This is a genomic window from Thiomicrorhabdus sp. Milos-T2, assembly GCF_000702325.1.
In the GTDB taxonomy this organism is placed as follows: Bacteria; Pseudomonadota; Gammaproteobacteria; order Thiomicrospirales; family Thiomicrospiraceae; genus Thiomicrorhabdus.
Genome location: NZ_KL370892.1, coordinates 77425 through 94497 on the forward strand (window position 1 = coordinate 77425; position 17073 = coordinate 94497).

22 protein-coding genes are annotated in these 17073 nt (G+C 39.1%); 21 read left to right on the forward strand and 1 reads right to left on the reverse strand.

Annotated features, from left to right (window positions below; genetic code table 11):
- The first annotated feature begins 53 nt into the window (after nt 1-53).
- The 7 genes from BS34_RS0110380 (at nt 54) to gmd (ending at nt 6535) form a co-directional block, all read left to right on the forward strand.
- Nucleotides 54-611 carry a WcaF family extracellular polysaccharide biosynthesis acetyltransferase gene (locus BS34_RS0110380; protein WP_029408444.1) on the forward strand — a complete coding sequence of 186 codons (558 nt, stop codon included), beginning with the start codon at nt 54-56 and terminating at the stop codon, nt 609-611.
- Nucleotides 604-1533 (forward strand): glycosyltransferase family 2 protein, encoded by a 930-nt coding sequence (locus BS34_RS0110385; protein ID WP_029408445.1) that lies wholly within the window; start codon nt 604-606, stop codon nt 1531-1533. The genes BS34_RS0110380 and BS34_RS0110385 overlap by 8 nt, the downstream gene beginning before the upstream one ends.
- Before the next feature lie 79 nt (nt 1534-1612).
- Nucleotides 1613-2479: an ORF6N domain-containing protein gene (locus tag BS34_RS13130; RefSeq protein ID WP_029408446.1), complete on the forward strand. Its 867-nt coding sequence runs from the start codon at nt 1613-1615 to the stop codon at nt 2477-2479.
- A complete protein-coding gene (locus BS34_RS0110395; protein ID WP_029408447.1) occupies nt 2476-3690 on the forward strand; it encodes a glycosyltransferase WbuB in 1215 nt (404 codons plus the stop codon). Before BS34_RS13130 ends, BS34_RS0110395 begins: the two co-directional genes overlap by 4 nt.
- A gap of 392 nt (nt 3691-4082) precedes the next feature.
- Nucleotides 4083-5024 (forward strand): virulence protein RhuM/Fic/DOC family protein, encoded by a 942-nt coding sequence (gene rhuM, locus BS34_RS0110400; RefSeq protein WP_029408448.1) that lies wholly within the window; start codon nt 4083-4085, stop codon nt 5022-5024.
- A 141-nt stretch (nt 5025-5165) separates the two neighbouring features.
- Nucleotides 5166-5354: a hypothetical protein gene (locus BS34_RS0110405; RefSeq protein WP_029408449.1), complete on the forward strand. Its 189-nt coding sequence runs from the start codon at nt 5166-5168 to the stop codon at nt 5352-5354.
- Between the two features lie 62 nt (nt 5355-5416).
- A complete protein-coding gene (gene gmd / locus BS34_RS0110410; RefSeq protein ID WP_029408450.1) occupies nt 5417-6535 on the forward strand; it encodes a GDP-mannose 4,6-dehydratase in 1119 nt (372 codons plus the stop codon).
- Between the two features lie 88 nt (nt 6536-6623).
- Here the strand turns inward: gmd and BS34_RS0110415 are convergent, their stop codons facing one another.
- Nucleotides 6624-6983: a hypothetical protein gene (locus BS34_RS0110415; RefSeq protein WP_029408451.1), complete on the reverse strand. Its 360-nt coding sequence runs from the start codon at nt 6981-6983 to the stop codon at nt 6624-6626.
- A gap of 233 nt (nt 6984-7216) precedes the next feature.
- On the opposite strand from BS34_RS0110415, the gene BS34_RS0110420 reads away from it, so the two are divergent.
- From BS34_RS0110420 to BS34_RS0110480, 14 genes are all read left to right on the forward strand, one after another.
- Complete coding sequence (locus BS34_RS0110420) at nt 7217-7513, forward strand: nucleotidyltransferase domain-containing protein (protein WP_029408452.1); 297 nt, start codon at nt 7217-7219, stop codon at nt 7511-7513.
- Complete coding sequence (locus BS34_RS0110425; RefSeq protein WP_029408453.1) at nt 7510-7998, forward strand: hypothetical protein; 489 nt, start codon at nt 7510-7512, stop codon at nt 7996-7998. The genes BS34_RS0110420 and BS34_RS0110425 overlap by 4 nt, the downstream gene beginning before the upstream one ends.
- Nucleotides 7995-8954: a GDP-L-fucose synthase gene (locus tag BS34_RS0110430; protein ID WP_029408454.1), complete on the forward strand. Its 960-nt coding sequence runs from the start codon at nt 7995-7997 to the stop codon at nt 8952-8954. Before BS34_RS0110425 ends, BS34_RS0110430 begins: the two co-directional genes overlap by 4 nt.
- A gap of 450 nt (nt 8955-9404) precedes the next feature.
- Nucleotides 9405-9689: a GIY-YIG nuclease family protein gene (locus tag BS34_RS0110435; protein WP_029408455.1), complete on the forward strand. Its 285-nt coding sequence runs from the start codon at nt 9405-9407 to the stop codon at nt 9687-9689.
- Between the two features lie 49 nt (nt 9690-9738).
- Nucleotides 9739-9948, forward strand: coding sequence for an addiction module protein (locus tag BS34_RS0110440; protein ID WP_029408456.1), 210 nt, complete (start codon nt 9739-9741; stop codon nt 9946-9948).
- 46 nt (nt 9949-9994) lie between these two features.
- On the forward strand, nt 9995-10264 hold the full coding sequence (locus tag BS34_RS0110445; protein ID WP_029408457.1) for a DUF4160 domain-containing protein: 270 nt from the start codon (nt 9995-9997) through the stop codon (nt 10262-10264).
- Between the two features lie 10 nt (nt 10265-10274).
- Nucleotides 10275-10511: a DUF2442 domain-containing protein gene (locus tag BS34_RS0110450; protein WP_029408458.1), complete on the forward strand. Its 237-nt coding sequence runs from the start codon at nt 10275-10277 to the stop codon at nt 10509-10511.
- Nucleotides 10512-10514: 3 nt separating this feature from the next.
- Complete coding sequence (locus tag BS34_RS0110455; RefSeq protein WP_029408459.1) at nt 10515-10991, forward strand: GDP-mannose mannosyl hydrolase; 477 nt, start codon at nt 10515-10517, stop codon at nt 10989-10991.
- Entirely contained in the window at nt 10984-12444 is a 1461-nt protein-coding gene (locus BS34_RS0110460) for a mannose-1-phosphate guanylyltransferase/mannose-6-phosphate isomerase (protein ID WP_029408460.1), read from the forward strand. Before BS34_RS0110455 ends, BS34_RS0110460 begins: the two co-directional genes overlap by 8 nt.
- Before the next feature lie 3 nt (nt 12445-12447).
- On the forward strand, nt 12448-12618 hold the full coding sequence (locus tag BS34_RS13000) for a hypothetical protein (protein WP_158661009.1): 171 nt from the start codon (nt 12448-12450) through the stop codon (nt 12616-12618).
- Between the two features lie 709 nt (nt 12619-13327).
- Nucleotides 13328-14539, forward strand: coding sequence for an ATP-binding protein (locus BS34_RS0110465; RefSeq protein ID WP_029408461.1), 1212 nt, complete (start codon nt 13328-13330; stop codon nt 14537-14539).
- A 415-nt stretch (nt 14540-14954) separates the two neighbouring features.
- A complete protein-coding gene (locus BS34_RS0110470; RefSeq protein WP_029408462.1) occupies nt 14955-16058 on the forward strand; it encodes a Fic family protein in 1104 nt (367 codons plus the stop codon).
- A gap of 479 nt (nt 16059-16537) precedes the next feature.
- Nucleotides 16538-16780: a type II toxin-antitoxin system Phd/YefM family antitoxin gene (locus tag BS34_RS0110475; protein ID WP_029408463.1), complete on the forward strand. Its 243-nt coding sequence runs from the start codon at nt 16538-16540 to the stop codon at nt 16778-16780.
- Nucleotides 16774-17052, forward strand: a complete 279-nt coding sequence (locus BS34_RS0110480; protein ID WP_029408464.1) for a Txe/YoeB family addiction module toxin — start codon at nt 16774-16776, stop codon at nt 17050-17052. The genes BS34_RS0110475 and BS34_RS0110480 overlap by 7 nt, the downstream gene beginning before the upstream one ends.
- Nucleotides 17053-17073 lie beyond the last annotated feature (21 nt).

Consider the following 17073-nt stretch of genomic DNA (forward strand, 5'->3'; position numbering starts at 1 on the left):
GATATTGCACAAGCTGCTAAAAATCTTATTAGCTTAATTCGAGAAGATACAAAATGATCAAACAAGGTATTAATCCATATCAACAAGCTAGCTTTAGTTTAAAAAATCGTTTGGCTAGAGTTTTTTGGGGGGTGATTTACCTTCTTTTTTTTAGATTCAGCCCTCGCCCTTTGCATGGCTATCGGGCTTTTATCTTAAAGCTTTTTGGAGCAAAACTTGGCAAGGATTGTCATGTGTACCCGACTGCAAAAATTTGGGCTCCTTGGAATTTAGAAATGGATGATAATGCTGGGTTGGCCAGTGAAGTAATATGCTACAACATGGCTAAAATTAAAATTGGAAAAAAAGCAGTCGTTTCGCAAGGATCTCATCTATGTACAGGTACACATGATTATACCGATCCTAACTTTCAACTTTATGCATTACCAATTAAAATTGGTGAACAAGCCTGGCTATGCACAGAGTGTTTTATTAGTCCTGGTGTAAAAATTGGTGATGGTGCCGTCATAGGGGCGCGCTCAGTTGTAACTAAAGATATACCAGAATGGATGGTGTGTGCAGGTATGCCTGCTAAACCGATTAAGCAAAGAGTAATTAAAGATAATGAATGAACTTCCTGGTATCACTTTAATTGTTCTCACATTTAATGAATCTTTACACATTGAACGTTGTATTAACTCCTGTTCAAATTTGAATGCTCGAGTTATTGTTGTAGATTCCTTCTCTACCGATTCCACCTGCTCTCTTGCCAAAAACTTAGGTGCCGAAGTATTTCAAAATCCATTTATTAGCCAGGCCCAGCAATTTCAATGGGCAATGGACAATTGTGATATCAATACCGAATGGGTATTTCGCTTAGATGCCGATGAAACCATCGATGATGAGTTAGTTCAAAACATAAACACCTTTATTGATGACGATGGCTTTGGCAATAATGGCGCTATATTTCACCGTAAACATATCTTTTTAGGCAAGTGGGTTCGATTTGGTGGGCGCTACCCATTGGCTATGTTGCGTTTATTTAGAAATGGAAAAGCTCACGTTGAACAACGTTGGATGGACGAACATATTGTTTTGGATGAGGGTACTTCAACCTTTTTAAAGGGTGGGTTTGAAGACAATAATTTAAACTCCGTTTCTTGGTTTATTGACAAGCACAACAAATACGCTACTCGTGAAATGCTTGATATTATGCTCAAAAAACATGGCTTTAATTCGGATGAATCTATCTCAGAAGGAACTGGCCTGGCAATTCGTTTAAAGCGTTTTTTAAAGCAGTCAATTTACATGAAACTTCCCTACTTTGTTCGCCCTTTTCTTTATTTCAACTACCGCTACTTCATTCAACTTGGCTTTTTAGATGGGGCTAGAGGTTTTGCATATCACTTTATGCAGGGCTTCTGGTATAGAGCTTTAGTCGATTTAAAGTGTTTAGAAGTTGAGCGAGAATTGATTAAAGTTGCTTCCACTAACGACAAGCTTAAAATTTTAGAGCAGTACACTGGCTATAAATTGGATGAGTATAAACAATGAAAATCCTTTTAATCTCAACCAACTATTCCCCTGAACGGGCCGCAAATTGCGACCAGTTGCTTTACTCATGGCTTCAATCATGAGTGATTTAGTTGTGCAAGCGGAGACTATTCAAGACAAAATTTTTACTATTCGTGGTATGCAGGTGATGCTGGATTCTGATTTAGCTGAACTCTATGAGGTTGAAACCAAAGTATTGAATCAGGCTGTTAAACGAAACATTACACGTTTTCCAGAACGGTTTTGTTTTCAGTTGTCTGAAGCAGAGCATCAAAACTTGAGGTCACAATTTGTGACCTCAAGTAAACACGGTGGTCGAAGAACCCTTCCATATGTATTTACTGAACAGGGGGTTTCTATGCTATCAGCTGTATTACGCAGCAAAGTCGCTATTGAGATCAGTGTACAAATTATGGATGCTTTTGTTGTGATGCGTCGGTTTGTTAACCAACACGCTTTGGTGTTTGAGAGAATGAATGCTTTAGAACATAAACAATACGCCACAGACTCTAAAGTAGATGCGATTTTGAATGCGATTGAGTCTAATCAAACCATACCAAATCAAGGTGTGTTTTATAAAGGACAAATCTTCGACGCTTATCAATTTGCCGGCGATTTAATTCGTAGCGCAAAATCTCACCTTGTTCTTATTGATAATTATGTGGACGATACCACTCTAACCTTGTTGAGCAAAAATCAAAATATTGAAATTACTATCTATACCCAGACCGTTAATAAACAATTGCAATTAGATCTAGATAAATACAATAGCCAGTACCACCCTATTAAAATTAAAGTGCTTAAAAACGTGCATGACCGATTTTTAATAATTGATGACACCGAGTGTTATTTAATTGGTGCAAGCTTAAAAGACTTAGGTAATAAATTATTTGGTTTTTCTAAACTTAAAAAGGGGCTGCTCAATTTGGATAAGGTACTTGCATGAAAATCCTTTTAATATCCACCAACTACTCTCCTGAACTCACGGGTATAGGTAAATACTCTGGTGAAATGGCGCAATGGTTGTCTGATAATGGGCATGATGTGCTGGTAATTTGTTCTCCACCCTATTATCCTGAGTGGAAAGTCAGTGAAGGTTATTCTGCGTGGAAATATCAAAAACAAACTTCTGAAAACTTAACCGTTTACCGTTGCCCTATTTGGGTGCCTGCTAAACCTAGTGGTTTAAAGCGTTTAGTTCACTTGGCTTCTTTTGCGTTAACCAGTTTACCTGTGGTGTTACGCCATATTTTTTGGCGAGCGGATGTGGTGATTTGTATTGAACCGCCTTTGTTTAATAGTTTTGGCGCTATTTTGACTAGCAAGCTATCGGGTGCTAAATCTATTTTACATATTCAAGATTTTGAGGTGGATGCGGCTTTTGAGTTAGGCATTGTAAAAGCCAATTGGTTGAAACGATTTATTTATGGGTTTGAACGTTTTTTAATGCGCCGTTTTGATAAAGTTTCGACCATCTCTGAAGCGATGTTAGATAAGCTTGATCAAAAAAATATACCTAAAGACAAACAACTGTTTTTTCCTAACTGGGTTGATACTTCTTTTATTCATCCTTTAGAAACCGTTTCTGAATATCGCGCTGAACTCAATATTCCATTAGATAAGCCTGTGGTTTTGTATTCGGGAAACATGGGTGAAAAGCAAGGTTTGGAGATTGTGATTGAAGCGGCTAGAAACCTTAAAGACCAAAACATTCAATTTATACTATGTGGTTCTGGTGCGGCTTTAGAACGTTTGCAAACCTTAGCCGAGGGTTTAGATAATATAATTTGGTTGCCTTTACAGCCTTTTGAGCGCCTTAACCAATTTTTAAATTTAGCAGACATTCACCTTTTGCCGCAACAAGCTGGGGCGGCAGATTTGGTGATGCCCTCTAAACTCACGGGCATTTTATCTTCTGGCCGCCCGGTTGTTGCCACGGCACAGCAAGGCACTCAAGTCGCTCGTGTTGTTGAAGGAAAAGGCTCTGTGGTTGAGCCTGCAAATACAGAAGCTTTTACCCAAGCAATAGAGGCCTTAGCAAATAACCCAGACTTACGCATTGAATTGGGTTTAAAGGCTAGAGATTATGCAGAAAACAACTTAGAATACAACGCAATTATGCGTAATTTTAAAACCGAATTAAAAAAACTTATTTAAAACCCTTTTAGCGAGAATGAAATAGTGGCTTTCCGTATTATGGTGTTGATAACCCAAAAATCATAAGTTTTTGAAAATATCTAATCCATGTTGATTTAATTAAAGTTCATCATTCAAAATCTTATTTAAGAAGGTTGAAGCCTTCGCCCCAATTGATTCGTGATTTAACAGGGGCGCAGACTTTAGTCTGCTTATGTTTTGTTGTTAACGCAAAGTCGGATAATAACTGCAATGCCAAATCAACACTAAAATGCGGTTACCCGAGATTGTTAGCGTCAAATTACGCAGCAAAGTGGCTGTTGAAATCAGTGTACAAATTATTGATGCTGTTGTTGTGATGTGACGTTTTGTTAATCAACACGCTTTGGTATTTGAGCGAATGGAATTGTCTAATGAGTAACATTAAAATTTTTACCACACAGGATAATGAAGTTTGCCTTGAAGTTTCTTTGCACGAAGAAACGGTTTGGCTTTCTCAGGCACAGATGGTCATGCTTTTTGGTAGAAACCAGTCAACCATAGCTCGACACATTTCAAATGTTTTTACAGAGGGTGAGCTTGAGGAAAAAAGCAATATGCAAAAAATGCATATTGCAAATTCAGACAAGCCTGTAAGATTCTTTAACCTTGATGTAATAATCTCTGTGGGCTATCGGGTCAAATCTGAACGCGGTGTTCAATTTCGTAAATGGGCAACCAGTGTTTTAAAACAATATTTGATTGAAGGCTATGCGTTAAATCAAAAGCGTCTTCAAGAACGCAATATTGAGTTTGAACAAGTGCTTTCACTACTCACATCTACACTGAGCAATCAATCTTTAGTTAATCAAGATGGTGAGTTAGTCTTAGGTGTTGTGCATGAGTATGCACGAAGCTGGTCATTACTACAAGGTTATGATGAACAGAGTTTAGAGGATAATAAGTCCAGTCAAAAAGATATGTTGGCAATCCAGCTACATGATGCTTTAAAAGCCATTGAAACACTTAAATTAGAATTGATTTCTAAAGGCGAAGCAACTGAACTTTTTGGGAAATTACGTGGTAACGGACTGGCTTCTGCTTTGGCGACAATTGAGCAGGGTTTTGGTGATGAGCTGTTTTACCCAAATGTTGCGAGCCGTGCTGCTCATTTGCTGTATTTCATTATCAAAAACCATCCGTTAGCAGACGGCAATAAAAGAAGTGGTTCCTTTTTATTTCTATGGTATTTGAGGTTAAATCAAGCTTTTCTTGCTAAAAATATTGAGCAGTTAATTAACGATAATACGTTGGTAGCATTGGCTTTACTTGTGGCAGAAAGTAAACCTAATCAAAAGGAATTGATGATTCGTTAAATAATGCATTTTTTACCTCTTAAATAATCTTTGCTCTTCAAACTCTCATAGGAAAATGACTTGCATGAAAATCCTTTTAATCTCCACTCACTTTTCTCCAAAGCTCACGGGCATTGGTAAACACTAGGGTGAAAAGGTGTAGTGATTGAAGGAAAAGGGACTGTCGTTGTGCCCGCCGACAACGGCGATTTTACCCAAGCGATAGAGGCCTTAGCAAATAATCCAGAATTACGCATTGAACTTGTCTTAAAGGCTAGAAATTATGCAGAAAACAACTTAGAATATATCGCAATTATGCGTAATTTTGAAACCGAATTAAAAACGACTTAATAAACAACTTAATAAACTAATTAGCAAAACCGATTTTAAACCCTTTTAGCGAGAAGATTAACATGAAGAAAAAAGCACTTATTACCGGTGTCACCGGCCAAGACGGCTCTTACTTAGCCGAGTTTTTATTAGAAAAAGGCTATGAAGTTCATGGTATTAAACGTCGTGCTTCTTCATTTAATACTCAGCGTGTAGATCATATTTACCAAGATCCGCATGTGGATAATAAAAACTTTATTCTGCATTACGGTGATTTAACCGATTCTTCAAACCTAACGCGTATTTTGCAAGAAGTACAGCCTGATGAAGTTTATAACTTAGGTGCTCAGTCTCACGTAGCCGTATCATTTGAATCACCAGAATATACTGCTGATGTTGATGGTATGGGAACATTGCGTTTATTAGAATCAATTCGTTTATTAGGTTTAGAAAAGAAAACCAAATTCTACCAGGCCTCTACCTCTGAACTGTTTGGTGAAGTACAAGAGATTCCACAAAAAGAAACCACTCCTTTCTATCCGCGATCACCTTATGCCGTGGCCAAAATGTACGCCTATTGGATTGTAGTGAACTACCGTGAATCTTATGGCATGTATGCCTGTAACGGGATTTTGTTTAACCACGAATCACCGCGCCGTGGTGAAACCTTTGTAACCCGTAAAATCACCCGAGGTTTAGCCAATATCTCACAAGGGTTAGAGCAATGTTTATATATGGGGAATATAGGTGCCTTGCGTGACTGGGGACATGCCAAAGACTACGTGCGTATGCAATGGATGATGTTACAGCAAGAACAAGCCGATGACTTTGTGATTGCAACCGGCGTGCAGTACTCAGTTCGTCAGTTTATAAAATGGTCTGCAGAAGAGTTAGGCGTTACTTTAGAATTTACTGGTGAAGGCCTAGATGAAATTGGAACCATTACCGCGATTGAAGGTGATAATGCCCCAGCACTTAATGTAGGTGATGTGATTGTGAGAATTGACCCACGTTACTTCCGCCCTGCTGAAGTAGAGACGTTATTAGGTGATCCAGCTAAAGCCAAAGAAAAACTAGGCTGGACACCAGAAATTACCGTACAAGAAATGTGTGCAGAAATGGTAGCAGAAGACCTAAAAGTCGCACAACGCCATGCCTTGCTAAAAGAACATGGACATGATATAGCTGTTTCTGTGGAGTAGTTTTACTACAAAGATTTTCACCACGAAGGCACTAAGACACGAAGGTTTTGGAGATTCTTCACTGCGTTCAGAATGACAAGTTGTTGGGTCATTCTGAGGCTTTAGCCGAAGGATCTAACACCCCACTGTCATTGCGAGGAGAAAATCGACGTGGCAATCTCTTTAGGCAAAACTCGCCCCCAACGTCATTACCCGACTTGATCGGGTAATCTCCTGGGAGACACGGTGGTTTTGGAGATTCTTCACTTCGTTCAGAATGACAATCGGCACCACTGTCATTGCGAGGAGCAAAGCGACGTGGCAATCTCTTTAGGCAAAGCTCTCCCCCAACGTCATTACCCGACTTGATCGGGTAATCTCCTGGGAGACACCGAGGTTTTGGAGATTCTTCACTTCGTTCAGAATGACAATCCGCGCCACTGTCATTGCGAGCCTTTAGGCGTGGCAATCTTGTTTGGCAAAACTCTCCCTCAACGTCATTACCCGACTTGATCGGGTAATCTCCTGAGAGACACGGTGGTTTTGGAGATTCTTCGCTTTGCTCAGAATGACAATGTGGCGTTCAGAATGACAATGTGTGGTTTAGAGTAACGCGACAAGTAATTTGTACATTTAATTCTTTTAGCCAAAAAACTTAGCAAAATAGGCTTATTTATTTGGTTAATTTAGGGCATTAGGTTTATGCGAATAACAACAGAGCAAGCATTTCAAATAAAACAAGTCGTTCATCAAATATTTGGTGAGCAAGCTTCTGTTTGGTTGTTTGGTTCAAGGGTAAATGATAATGCTCAGGGTGGCGATGTTGACTTATTAATTAAAACTCAAACTCCGCTCTTGAATCCAGCTGTATTAGCAGCCAAAGTGTCTGTTAAAGTAATGAAGTTACAACATGGTCGAAAAGTTGATGTTGTTCAAGCACCGAACTCAACTCCTCAGCCTATTTTTGATATTGCTGTTCAAACGGGTGTTTTATTATGAATATTGCAGAAGCTGACTTTGAAAAGCTATCTTTTCTGATACGCGTGATTGAAAAAGAAGTAAAACATTTGAAATATACTTCAAATAAAATCTTTTCAGTCCCCTTAAATGATGTGCATATTAAAACCTTGGAAGACAATCCGGTTTTTGCTGAGCAACTCGAAGCCTATACAAGCCGTTTTTGTCGTCTACAAGATACATTGGGCGACAAACTATTGCCTGCTTGGTTGGAGTTTCTGGGCGAATCGAGCCGGTCTGTAATTGATAACCTTGATAAGGCTAGCAAACTAGGCTTTACAGTTGATCCTGATGAATGGCTAGTTATACGACAATTACGCAATAAGATGGTGCATGAATACATTGAAGCAGAAGAAGTCTTTTTAAATGCTCTTAACTTTACACACGATTATGAAGAAAACCTGTTTGTATTTGCAAATGAAATCATCGCCGACTTAAAAGCGCGAGGAATAAAGGAAAATAAATGACAACTATTTTTGTAGCAGGCCATAGAGGCATGGTAGGTTCTGCCATTGTTCGTCAGTTAGAACAAGACCGCAGTAACAAGGTGATTACAGCTACTCGTTCTGAATTGGACTTAACTAATCAGCAAGCAGTCAATGATTATTTTGTGGCTAACCAAATTGACCAAGTCTATTTAGCCGCAGCTAAGGTGGGCGGTATTCATGCTAATAATGAATACCCGGCAGAATTCATTTATGAAAACCTCATGATTGAAGCCAATATTGTGCACGCTGCGCATATGAATGATGTGCAACAACTGCTGTTTTTAGGGTCGTCTTGTATTTACCCTAAGCTTGCACCACAACCTATGAAAGAAGATGCGTTGCTAACGGGTGAACTGGAATGCACTAATGAACCTTATGCCATTGCTAAGATTGCCGGCATTAAATTGTGTGAAAGTTATAACCGTCAATACGGTCGTGATTACCGTTCAGTGATGCCAACCAATCTGTATGGTGAAAACGATAACTTTCACCCAGAGAACTCACATGTGATTCCTGCTTTATTAAGACGTTTTCATGAAGCAAAGTTAAATAATGACCCGGTTGTGATGGCTTGGGGTTCTGGTAAGCCAATGCGTGAGTTTTTGCATGTAGATGATATGGCAAAAGCCTCTATTTTTGTGATGAACTTAGATAATGAAATTTATCAAAAAGAAACTCAGCCCATGCTCTCTCATATTAACGTGGGAACAGGGGTGGATTGTACGATTCGTGAATTGGTAGAGACCGTGGCTAAAGTGACGGGTTATGAAGGCCAAATTGAATTTGATGCCACCAAACCCGATGGCGCACCTAGAAAGCTAATGGATGTATCGCGGTTAGAAAGATTAGGCTGGAAAGCTAAAACGTCTTTAGAAGAAGGTTTAGCGATGACTTATGAGTGGTTTTTAGCGCATCAAGATGACTATAGAGGATAGCGTTTAGCCTTGTGAGACTCTTCACTGCGTTCAGAATGACAATCGGCACCACTGTCATTGCGAGGAGCAAAGCGACGTGGCAATCTAATTTGACAAAGTGTTTAGCCTTGGAAGATTCTTCACTTCGTTCAGAATGACAATCGGCACCACTGTCATTGTGAGGAGCGAAGCGACGTGACAATCTTATTTGGCAAAGTGTTTAGCCTTGGGAGATTCTTCACTTCGTTCAGAATGACAATCTGCCCAACTGTCATTGTGAGGAGCGAAGCGACGTGGCAATCTTATTTGACAAAGTGTTTAGGCCTTGGGAGATTCTTCACTTCGTTCAGAATGACAATCTACCCAACTGTCATTGTGAGGAGTGAAGCGACGTGGCAATCTTATTTGGCAAAGTGTTTAGCCTTGGTAGATTCTTCACTTCGTTCAGAATGACAGGAATGGTGCTTAATTTTGAAATCTTACTATGTTTATATTTTGACCACACAAAACAATAAAGTGATGTATGTAGGTGTAACAAACAACTTAATAAGAAGGCTTTACGAGCATAAAAATCATTTAATTGATGGGTTTACTAAAAAGTACAACGTTATAAAATTAGTATATTTTGAAGAGACGAACTGTATTCAATCTGCAATAGCTAGAGAAAAACAAATTAAAGGCTGGAGACGAGACAAGAAAAACAATCTCGTTGAAAGTCAAAACCCTAGTTGGAATGAAATTAATCTTGAATATTAATCATTTCATTTAGAGAATAATAAACTATCTCAGAAAAAAGGAGTTTTTGATGTTAATCGATACGAAAAAAATAGATAAACTACCTTTAAGTGGTCAAATCGAGTTAATGGAAGCCGTGATGGGGGCTTTAGGTCAGAATCAGACTGACTTTGAACCTCCAGCGTGGCATTTGGATGATTTAGAAGCACGCGCTCAAGAGCTTAATGAGCCTGAAAAATGGCTAACTTTTGAGGAAGTTCGTGAAACCCTAAAGTCATGAGTTTGACTATTCGCTTTAAATATTTTAATTAAATAGTGAGTTAAATATGCCAACAATTTCTATGTTTTATGGAATTATGATTTCCATTTTCTATGGAGAAACTGAATTACATAATAAGCCACACATTCATGCTCGTTATCAAAATTTTAAAGCTTCTATTTGCATAGAAACAGGTGATGTTTTAGCTGGTGACTTTCCACCTAAGAAATTAAAATTAATTCAAGCTTGGATAGAGATTCATAGAGATGAATTATTTGCGGACTGGGAGCTGGCTCAAAGTGGTGAAGAACCCTATAAAATAGCGCCTTTACAGTAGAGGATTTTAAATGCTTTTAGACGTCATTAGTGTAAAAACAAAACCAAACTTTGGATTAGTACTTGAATTTGAAAATGGTGAACTACGTAAATTTGATATGAATCATTTCTTAAACAAGAAACCGTTCAATAAAATCGCGAAGGCTGAAATTTTCAATCAAGTCAAAGTTCAATATGGAACTTTAATTTGGCCGGGCAATATTGATATTGCGCCCGAAACACTTTACCAATATTCTGAGAAAATTTAATCCTTGTTAAGTTTAGATATATTTAAGCAAATAGTTGAAAACGCACCCCTATTTGCCATCGATTTGGTTGTAGTAAATAATCAAAACCAAATTCTGGTTGGTGAGCGTTTAAATGCACCTGCTAAAGGCAGTTGGTTTGTACCAGGTGGCCGTGTTTATAAAAATGAATCTTTAGAGGATGCCTTTAAACGTATTTCTAAAGCGGAATTGGGGCTAGAAATAGAAAGACACCACGCCTGGTTATTAAGTTTGTATGACCATTTTTATGATGATAGTTTTTTCAGCACTGAAACATCAACGCACTATATCAATGCAACTCATGTAATTAAGCTTTCAAGCGAACAACTTAGCTTGCCGCAAGAGCAACACAGCCATTACCAATGGATTTCAATTGATGATTTACAACAAAACAACGACGTTCACAAATACAGTAAAATATTTTTAACCGAATTAAAGAGATGGATGAAAAACCATGATTAACCTTATTTTATGCGGCGGTTCTGGAACACGCCTTTGGCCTTTGAGCCGCACAATGTTGCCAAAGCAATTTGTGCGTTTGTTTAATAATCGTTCTCTGTTTCAAGATACGGTGTTAAGAAACCAACCGGTTTGTTCTAGTATGTTTGTGGTGTCTAATAACGAGCAGTTCTTTTTGGCAGTGGATCAGTTAGACCAAATATCAGGGAGTGAGATCCCCGGGTCAAGCTCGAGGATGACGTGTGATTTTAGTCGTTCACAATTTTTATTAGAACCCGTTGGCCGAAATACCGCGCCGGCTATTGCCTTAGCTTGTATGGCATTGGATGCTGATGATTTAGTGTTAGTGACAACCTCTGACCATTTAGTTAAAGATCAAGCGGCTTATGAAACCGCTGTGTTAGAAGCGAAAAAATTAGCTGAAGAAGATAATCTCGTCACCTTCGGGATTAAACCTACTTACCCTGAAGTGGGCTTTGGGTATATTGAAGCGAATGGTAATGATGTTTCTTCTTTTAAAGAAAAACCCGATGCGGATACGGCTCAATCGTATATTGATCAAGGAAACTATTACTGGAACTCCGGTATGTTTTGTTTTAAAGCCGGGGTGTTTTTAGATGAACTTAAACAATACGCGCCAGAAATGTACCAGGCCTGCTTAAATGCCGTGCCAAAAAACCATCGTCATTGCGAGGAGCAAAGCGACGAAGTAATCCATGCTTCTGAAATTCGTATTGATCTGGATGCCATGAACGCCATTCCAGAAGACAGTATTGATTATGCGGTAATGGAACAATCACAAAAAGTAAAAGTGGTGCCTTGTGATATGGGTTGGTCTGACTTGGGGAGTTTTGATGCTTTGTATGATGAAGTAAAACAACCAGGCCTGGGTAATGCCGTTTTATCGCGCTTAGATGATTCACCTGAACCGATTTGCATTGATTCTAAAGACAACTTGATTGTGGCACGTGAACGCCAAATAGCTTTAGTGGATGTGGAAGATTTATTGGTAGTGGATACTTCTGATGCCATTTTAATTTCTAAAAAAGGTAGCTCACAAAAAGTTAAAGCCGTTGTTGCTCAAATCAAAAAACAGGCTCCAGAATTATCGGATATTCACCGCTTGGCATTCCGCCCTTGGGGTTCTTATGAAGTGTTAGTAAATACCGAAGGTTATAAAGTTAAACGCATTATTGTGAAGCCTGGCGGTCGTTTATCACTGCAAAAGCATTTTCACCGTAATGAACATTGGATTGTGGTGTCTGGAACAGCCACGGTAACCGTTGATGATCACCGTTGCTTGGTTAGACCCAATGAATCAACCTATATCAAAATGGGACAAACCCACCGCTTAGAAAACGAAGGTAAAATTGATTTGGTCATGGTAGAAGTCCAAGTAGGTGAATACACCGGCGAAGACGATATTGTAAGAATTGAAGATGTTTATGGGAGATAGTCGTTGGTCTTTAGTCGTTGGTCTTTGGTAGATCCATCGCCTCCACTCGGGATGACGGTGTTAGTTGCTTGGGATGACCATTCCACTATGGTCATTGCGGGGAACAAAGTGACGTGGCAATCTAATCTAACATTATATGACAACCCAACGTCATTATCGGACTTGATCCGATAATCTCTGTTGTGGTTTTAGATCCCCGGGTCAAGCCCGAGGATGACGGTTTGGGATTGATTATCATAGGTTGACGTTAATTATTGACCCCACGGTCATTGCGAGGAGCAAAGCGATGTGGCAATCTCTTTAGGCAAAACTCGCCCCCAACGCCACTACCTGAGAACACACGTCATTACCCGACTTGATCGGGTAATCTATTCCAGTTTACAAAGCCATTAAACTTACCACACCCCGCAAGGGGGTATAAAGGCCTGGTAAAACCAGAATAATGGGAAATCGTCATTGCGAGCCTTTAGGTGTGGCAATCTTTAAAAGGTTTTACGGTATTCAAGGTGGATTGCTTCACCACTGCGTGACTCGCAATGACAGGGTTTTATTTTGCCGCAAATAAGATCCCCGGGTCAAGCCCGAGGATGACGGTTTGGGATTGGTTATCACGAGGATGACGGTAGTTATTACCCCCACTTTCATTGTGAGGAGCAAAGCGACGTGGCAATCTAATTCGGCAAAACTCTCCCCCAAAACCACTACCTGAGAACACACGTCATTACCCGACTTGATCGGATAATCTCTAGGGAACCACGAAGGTTTTAGGGGATTCTTCACTCCATTTCTTATATAACTTCTTTCTAATAAGTAAAGTAGACTTTACTTAATTACTCTAGTTTAGTAAAGTAAGTTTTACTAATTAAACCAACAGGTCTATTACATGCAAGCAATACTAGAAAGTTCAAGGCGTCTTTACTTAGGTTTATTACAAAAAAAATTGCCTTCTTATGAAAGGAGTCTGTTAGATAAGTTGATGGTTGCACAATCTGACATCATAGGCATCTACGGTTCTAGAGGCGTTGGCAAAACAACGTTAATGCTGCAATGGCTGAGTAAGCAATCTTTTACCCCATCAGAAACACTCTATATTTCTTGTGACCACGCTATTTTTAAAGGCGTTAACTTATTTGACTTGGTGGAGTTCTTTAGTCAACACGGTGGAAAACTGATTGTTATTGATGAAATTCACGAAGCACAAGACTTTGAACAATCCCTTAAATCAATCTATGATTTTTTAGATATTAAAATTCTTTTTTCTGGTTCATCTGCCATTTCATTAAGTAATCCAGATTTAAGTCGTCGATTTGCTATGCATAGACTATCACAGCTCTCTTTTAGGGAGTTTATAGAGATATCAACCCATAAACGTCTAAATCATTATAGTCTTGAACAAGCTCTTGAGAACTCCGTAGACATCTGCTTTGAAGTGACTAAAGAACTCGAGGAGCAAAAAATACTACCTCTGTTTAATCAATATTTAGAACATGGTGGCTATCCATTTTATTTTGAATCTCCTGAAAGCTTTGCTCAAAAATTAAACGACACTCTTAATTTAGTGGTTCAGATTGAGCTAAGCCGACTCTTTTCAATCCAACCGGATAAAGTCGATTTACTTAAAAAGCTGTTAGTCGTAATTTGTCGTTCAAAACCTCTTGAGCTCTCAATTGAAAAACTGACAACCAATGTTGAACTTTCTAAACCTACCCTTTATAAGTTTTTAGATTATCTCCAAAAGGGAGAGTTATTAAGACTTGTACCACATGAGCTAAAAAAATATAAAAGTATCCGTAAAGCTGACAAGCTTTATTTATTTCATCCAAACTTATTGAATGTTTTGTGCTCACAGGCAGACGTTGGAACCATTAGAGAGACCTTTTTTGCCTCACAACTCGCAGCAGCTAATCACACAGTAGAGTTTGCACAACAAGCAGACTTCATTATTGATGAACAACAAGTGTTTGAAGTAGGCGGCAAATCCAAAGATTTTAGCCAATTGAAAAACATTGAAAAACCCACTTTTTTGGCCTTAGATAACATAGAAGTCGGTTCAGATAAAAAAATCCCTTTATGGTTATTTGGATTTTTATACTAACCCCATATTTCTTCAAGCGTTTTTGTATCGATGCCAGAAAGAAACAGGCCTATTTATTGGTAGCTTAAAGATCCCCGGGTCAAGCCCGAGGATGACGGTGGATAACTTATCATCACCCAGAACACACGTCATTACCCAACTTGATTGGGTAATCTATTCCAGTTTACAAAGTGATTAAACTTACCACACCCCGCAAGGGGGTATAAAGGCCTGGTAAAACGAGAATAAGGAAAATCGTTATTGCGAGCCGCTAGGCGTGGCAATCTCTAAAAGGTTTTACGGTATTCAGGGTGGATTGCTTCGCCACTGCGTGACTCGCAATGACAGGGTTTAGTTTTGTTTGGGTCGATTAGCTTCCTTATTCGAATCATTATTTGATATGATTATCATATATTAATCGAATCAAGGAACTTAGATGACGCAGCAATGGATTTGGGAGAGTGAAAACTGGCCAAACTTTTTTATTAATCATGAACTCATCATGCCGCATCTTCTTAACACGGTGAGAACAGTCGCTCCGCTTGTGGCCTTATCAAAAGAATTATCACCCGAAAAACTGGCTGAGTTTGAAAGCAAAGTCCTGCTTGATGAAACCTTGTCTACCTCGAGTATAGAAAGAGAATACCTGGACCGTGACTCTGTTCGTTCTAGTATCGCTCGCCACCTTGGCTTGCCTATTGTAAATATGCATGACAAACGTTATGAGTCTTTTACTGAAGCTTACTTTGAATCTATCCGTACGGCCAACCAACCATTAACCGCTGATCAGTTAAAAAAATGGCATGGAATGTTGTTTATGGATAAGCCTGTATTAAAGACGATTACGATTGGAGCTTACCGAACACAAGAGATGTCTGTTGTATCAGGCCATTTTGGAAGAAATGAAACGGTTCACTTTAAGGCGCCTTGTAATAGCCAAGCATGCGTACAAACTTACATGCATACGTTTCTTGAATGGCTCAATAATAAACAAGGTTTTTCCGATTATCTTAGGGCTGCGATTGCCAAATTTTGGTTTGTAACCATTCACCCATTTGATGATGGTAATGGACGTTTGTCTCGTATTATCGCAGAACGTTGTTTGGCTGAGGCAGATTACACCGATGTTCGTTTGTACTCTCTCTCTTCAGAAATAGAAAATAGAAAATCAGAATACTACGATATCTTAGAAAAGAGCCAAAAAGGCCTTGGTGACCTTACGGATTGGACTATTTGGTTTTTGCACTGCGTGCAAGCTGCTGCAAAAACGAGCCTAAAGCGACTAGAAAAAATTCGCGCAGCCACACAGTTTTGGGATAAATACCGCCAGCAAACCTTTAATAATAGACAGCGCAAACTTTTAGTTCGTCTTTTGGAAACCAGTGATTTTGATGACGGCATAGCAAAACGAAAGTACAAGAACTTGGTTTCAACATCTGATGCAACAGCCGCTCGTGATTTAAGCGAATTGGTTTCCGTTGGTGTATTACTTACACAGGGAAAAGGTCGATCTGTTAAGTATTTTATAGATTTAAGCTAGTGTTCAGAATGACAATTATTGGATTTAGAGACGCATATCGTCATTACCCGACTTGATCTGGTAATCTCTTAATCTTTCGTCATTATCGAACTTGATCCGATAATCTCGTTTTGACCTAGATAAAATCCCCGGGTCAAGCCCGAGGATGACGGTAGTTGTTGCCCCACTGTCATTGCGAGGAGCAAAGCGACGTGGCAATCTCTTTAGGCAAAGCTCTCCCCCAACTACATTCCCCTCTCCCAGAACGTCATTACCCGACTTGATTGGGTAATCTCTTAATGTTTCGTCATTATCGGACTTGATCTGATAATCTTATTACTTAGCTTGCCACTTTAAACAACGACTATACTTACCAGGCCTTTATACCCCCTTGCGGGGTGTGGCAAATTTAGTTTCAAAATGCCTTTGTTTTCATAACTCTTGAACATGCGAACGTAAAAGCGTACGATACAGTTAATCTGAGTTAGGAGATATAATTTATGACAACACTAAATTCTACTGAAGCACGCTCAAACCTTTACGGTTTAATTGCCCAGGTGAATGAATCGCATGAGCCTGTGACCATTACTGGTAAGAAAGGCAACGCTATTTTGATTTCAGAAGATGACTGGAGTGCCATTAACGAAACACTTACACTCTTGAATATCAAAGGGTTACGTGAATCTATTGTTGAAGGCATACAAACGCCTCTTGATGAATGTAGTAAAGATTTAGAATGGTAATAGCATCAACAAAGTGGACATTGCTTTATACCAAACAGGCGCAAAAAGACGCTAAAAAATTATCTGCCAGTGATTTAAAATCAAAAACACAATCATTACTGAGCATTATTGAAAAAGCCCCTTATAAAAACCCACCACGTTTTGAAAAGCTTGTTGGTGATTTAACAGGGGCTTATTCTAGACGAATTAATATTCAACACCGCATCGTATACCAAGTTTTTGAAGAGCAAAAAATAATCAAAGTTTTACGCCTTTGGACTCATTATGAATAAATCGTTTATAGATCCCAGGGT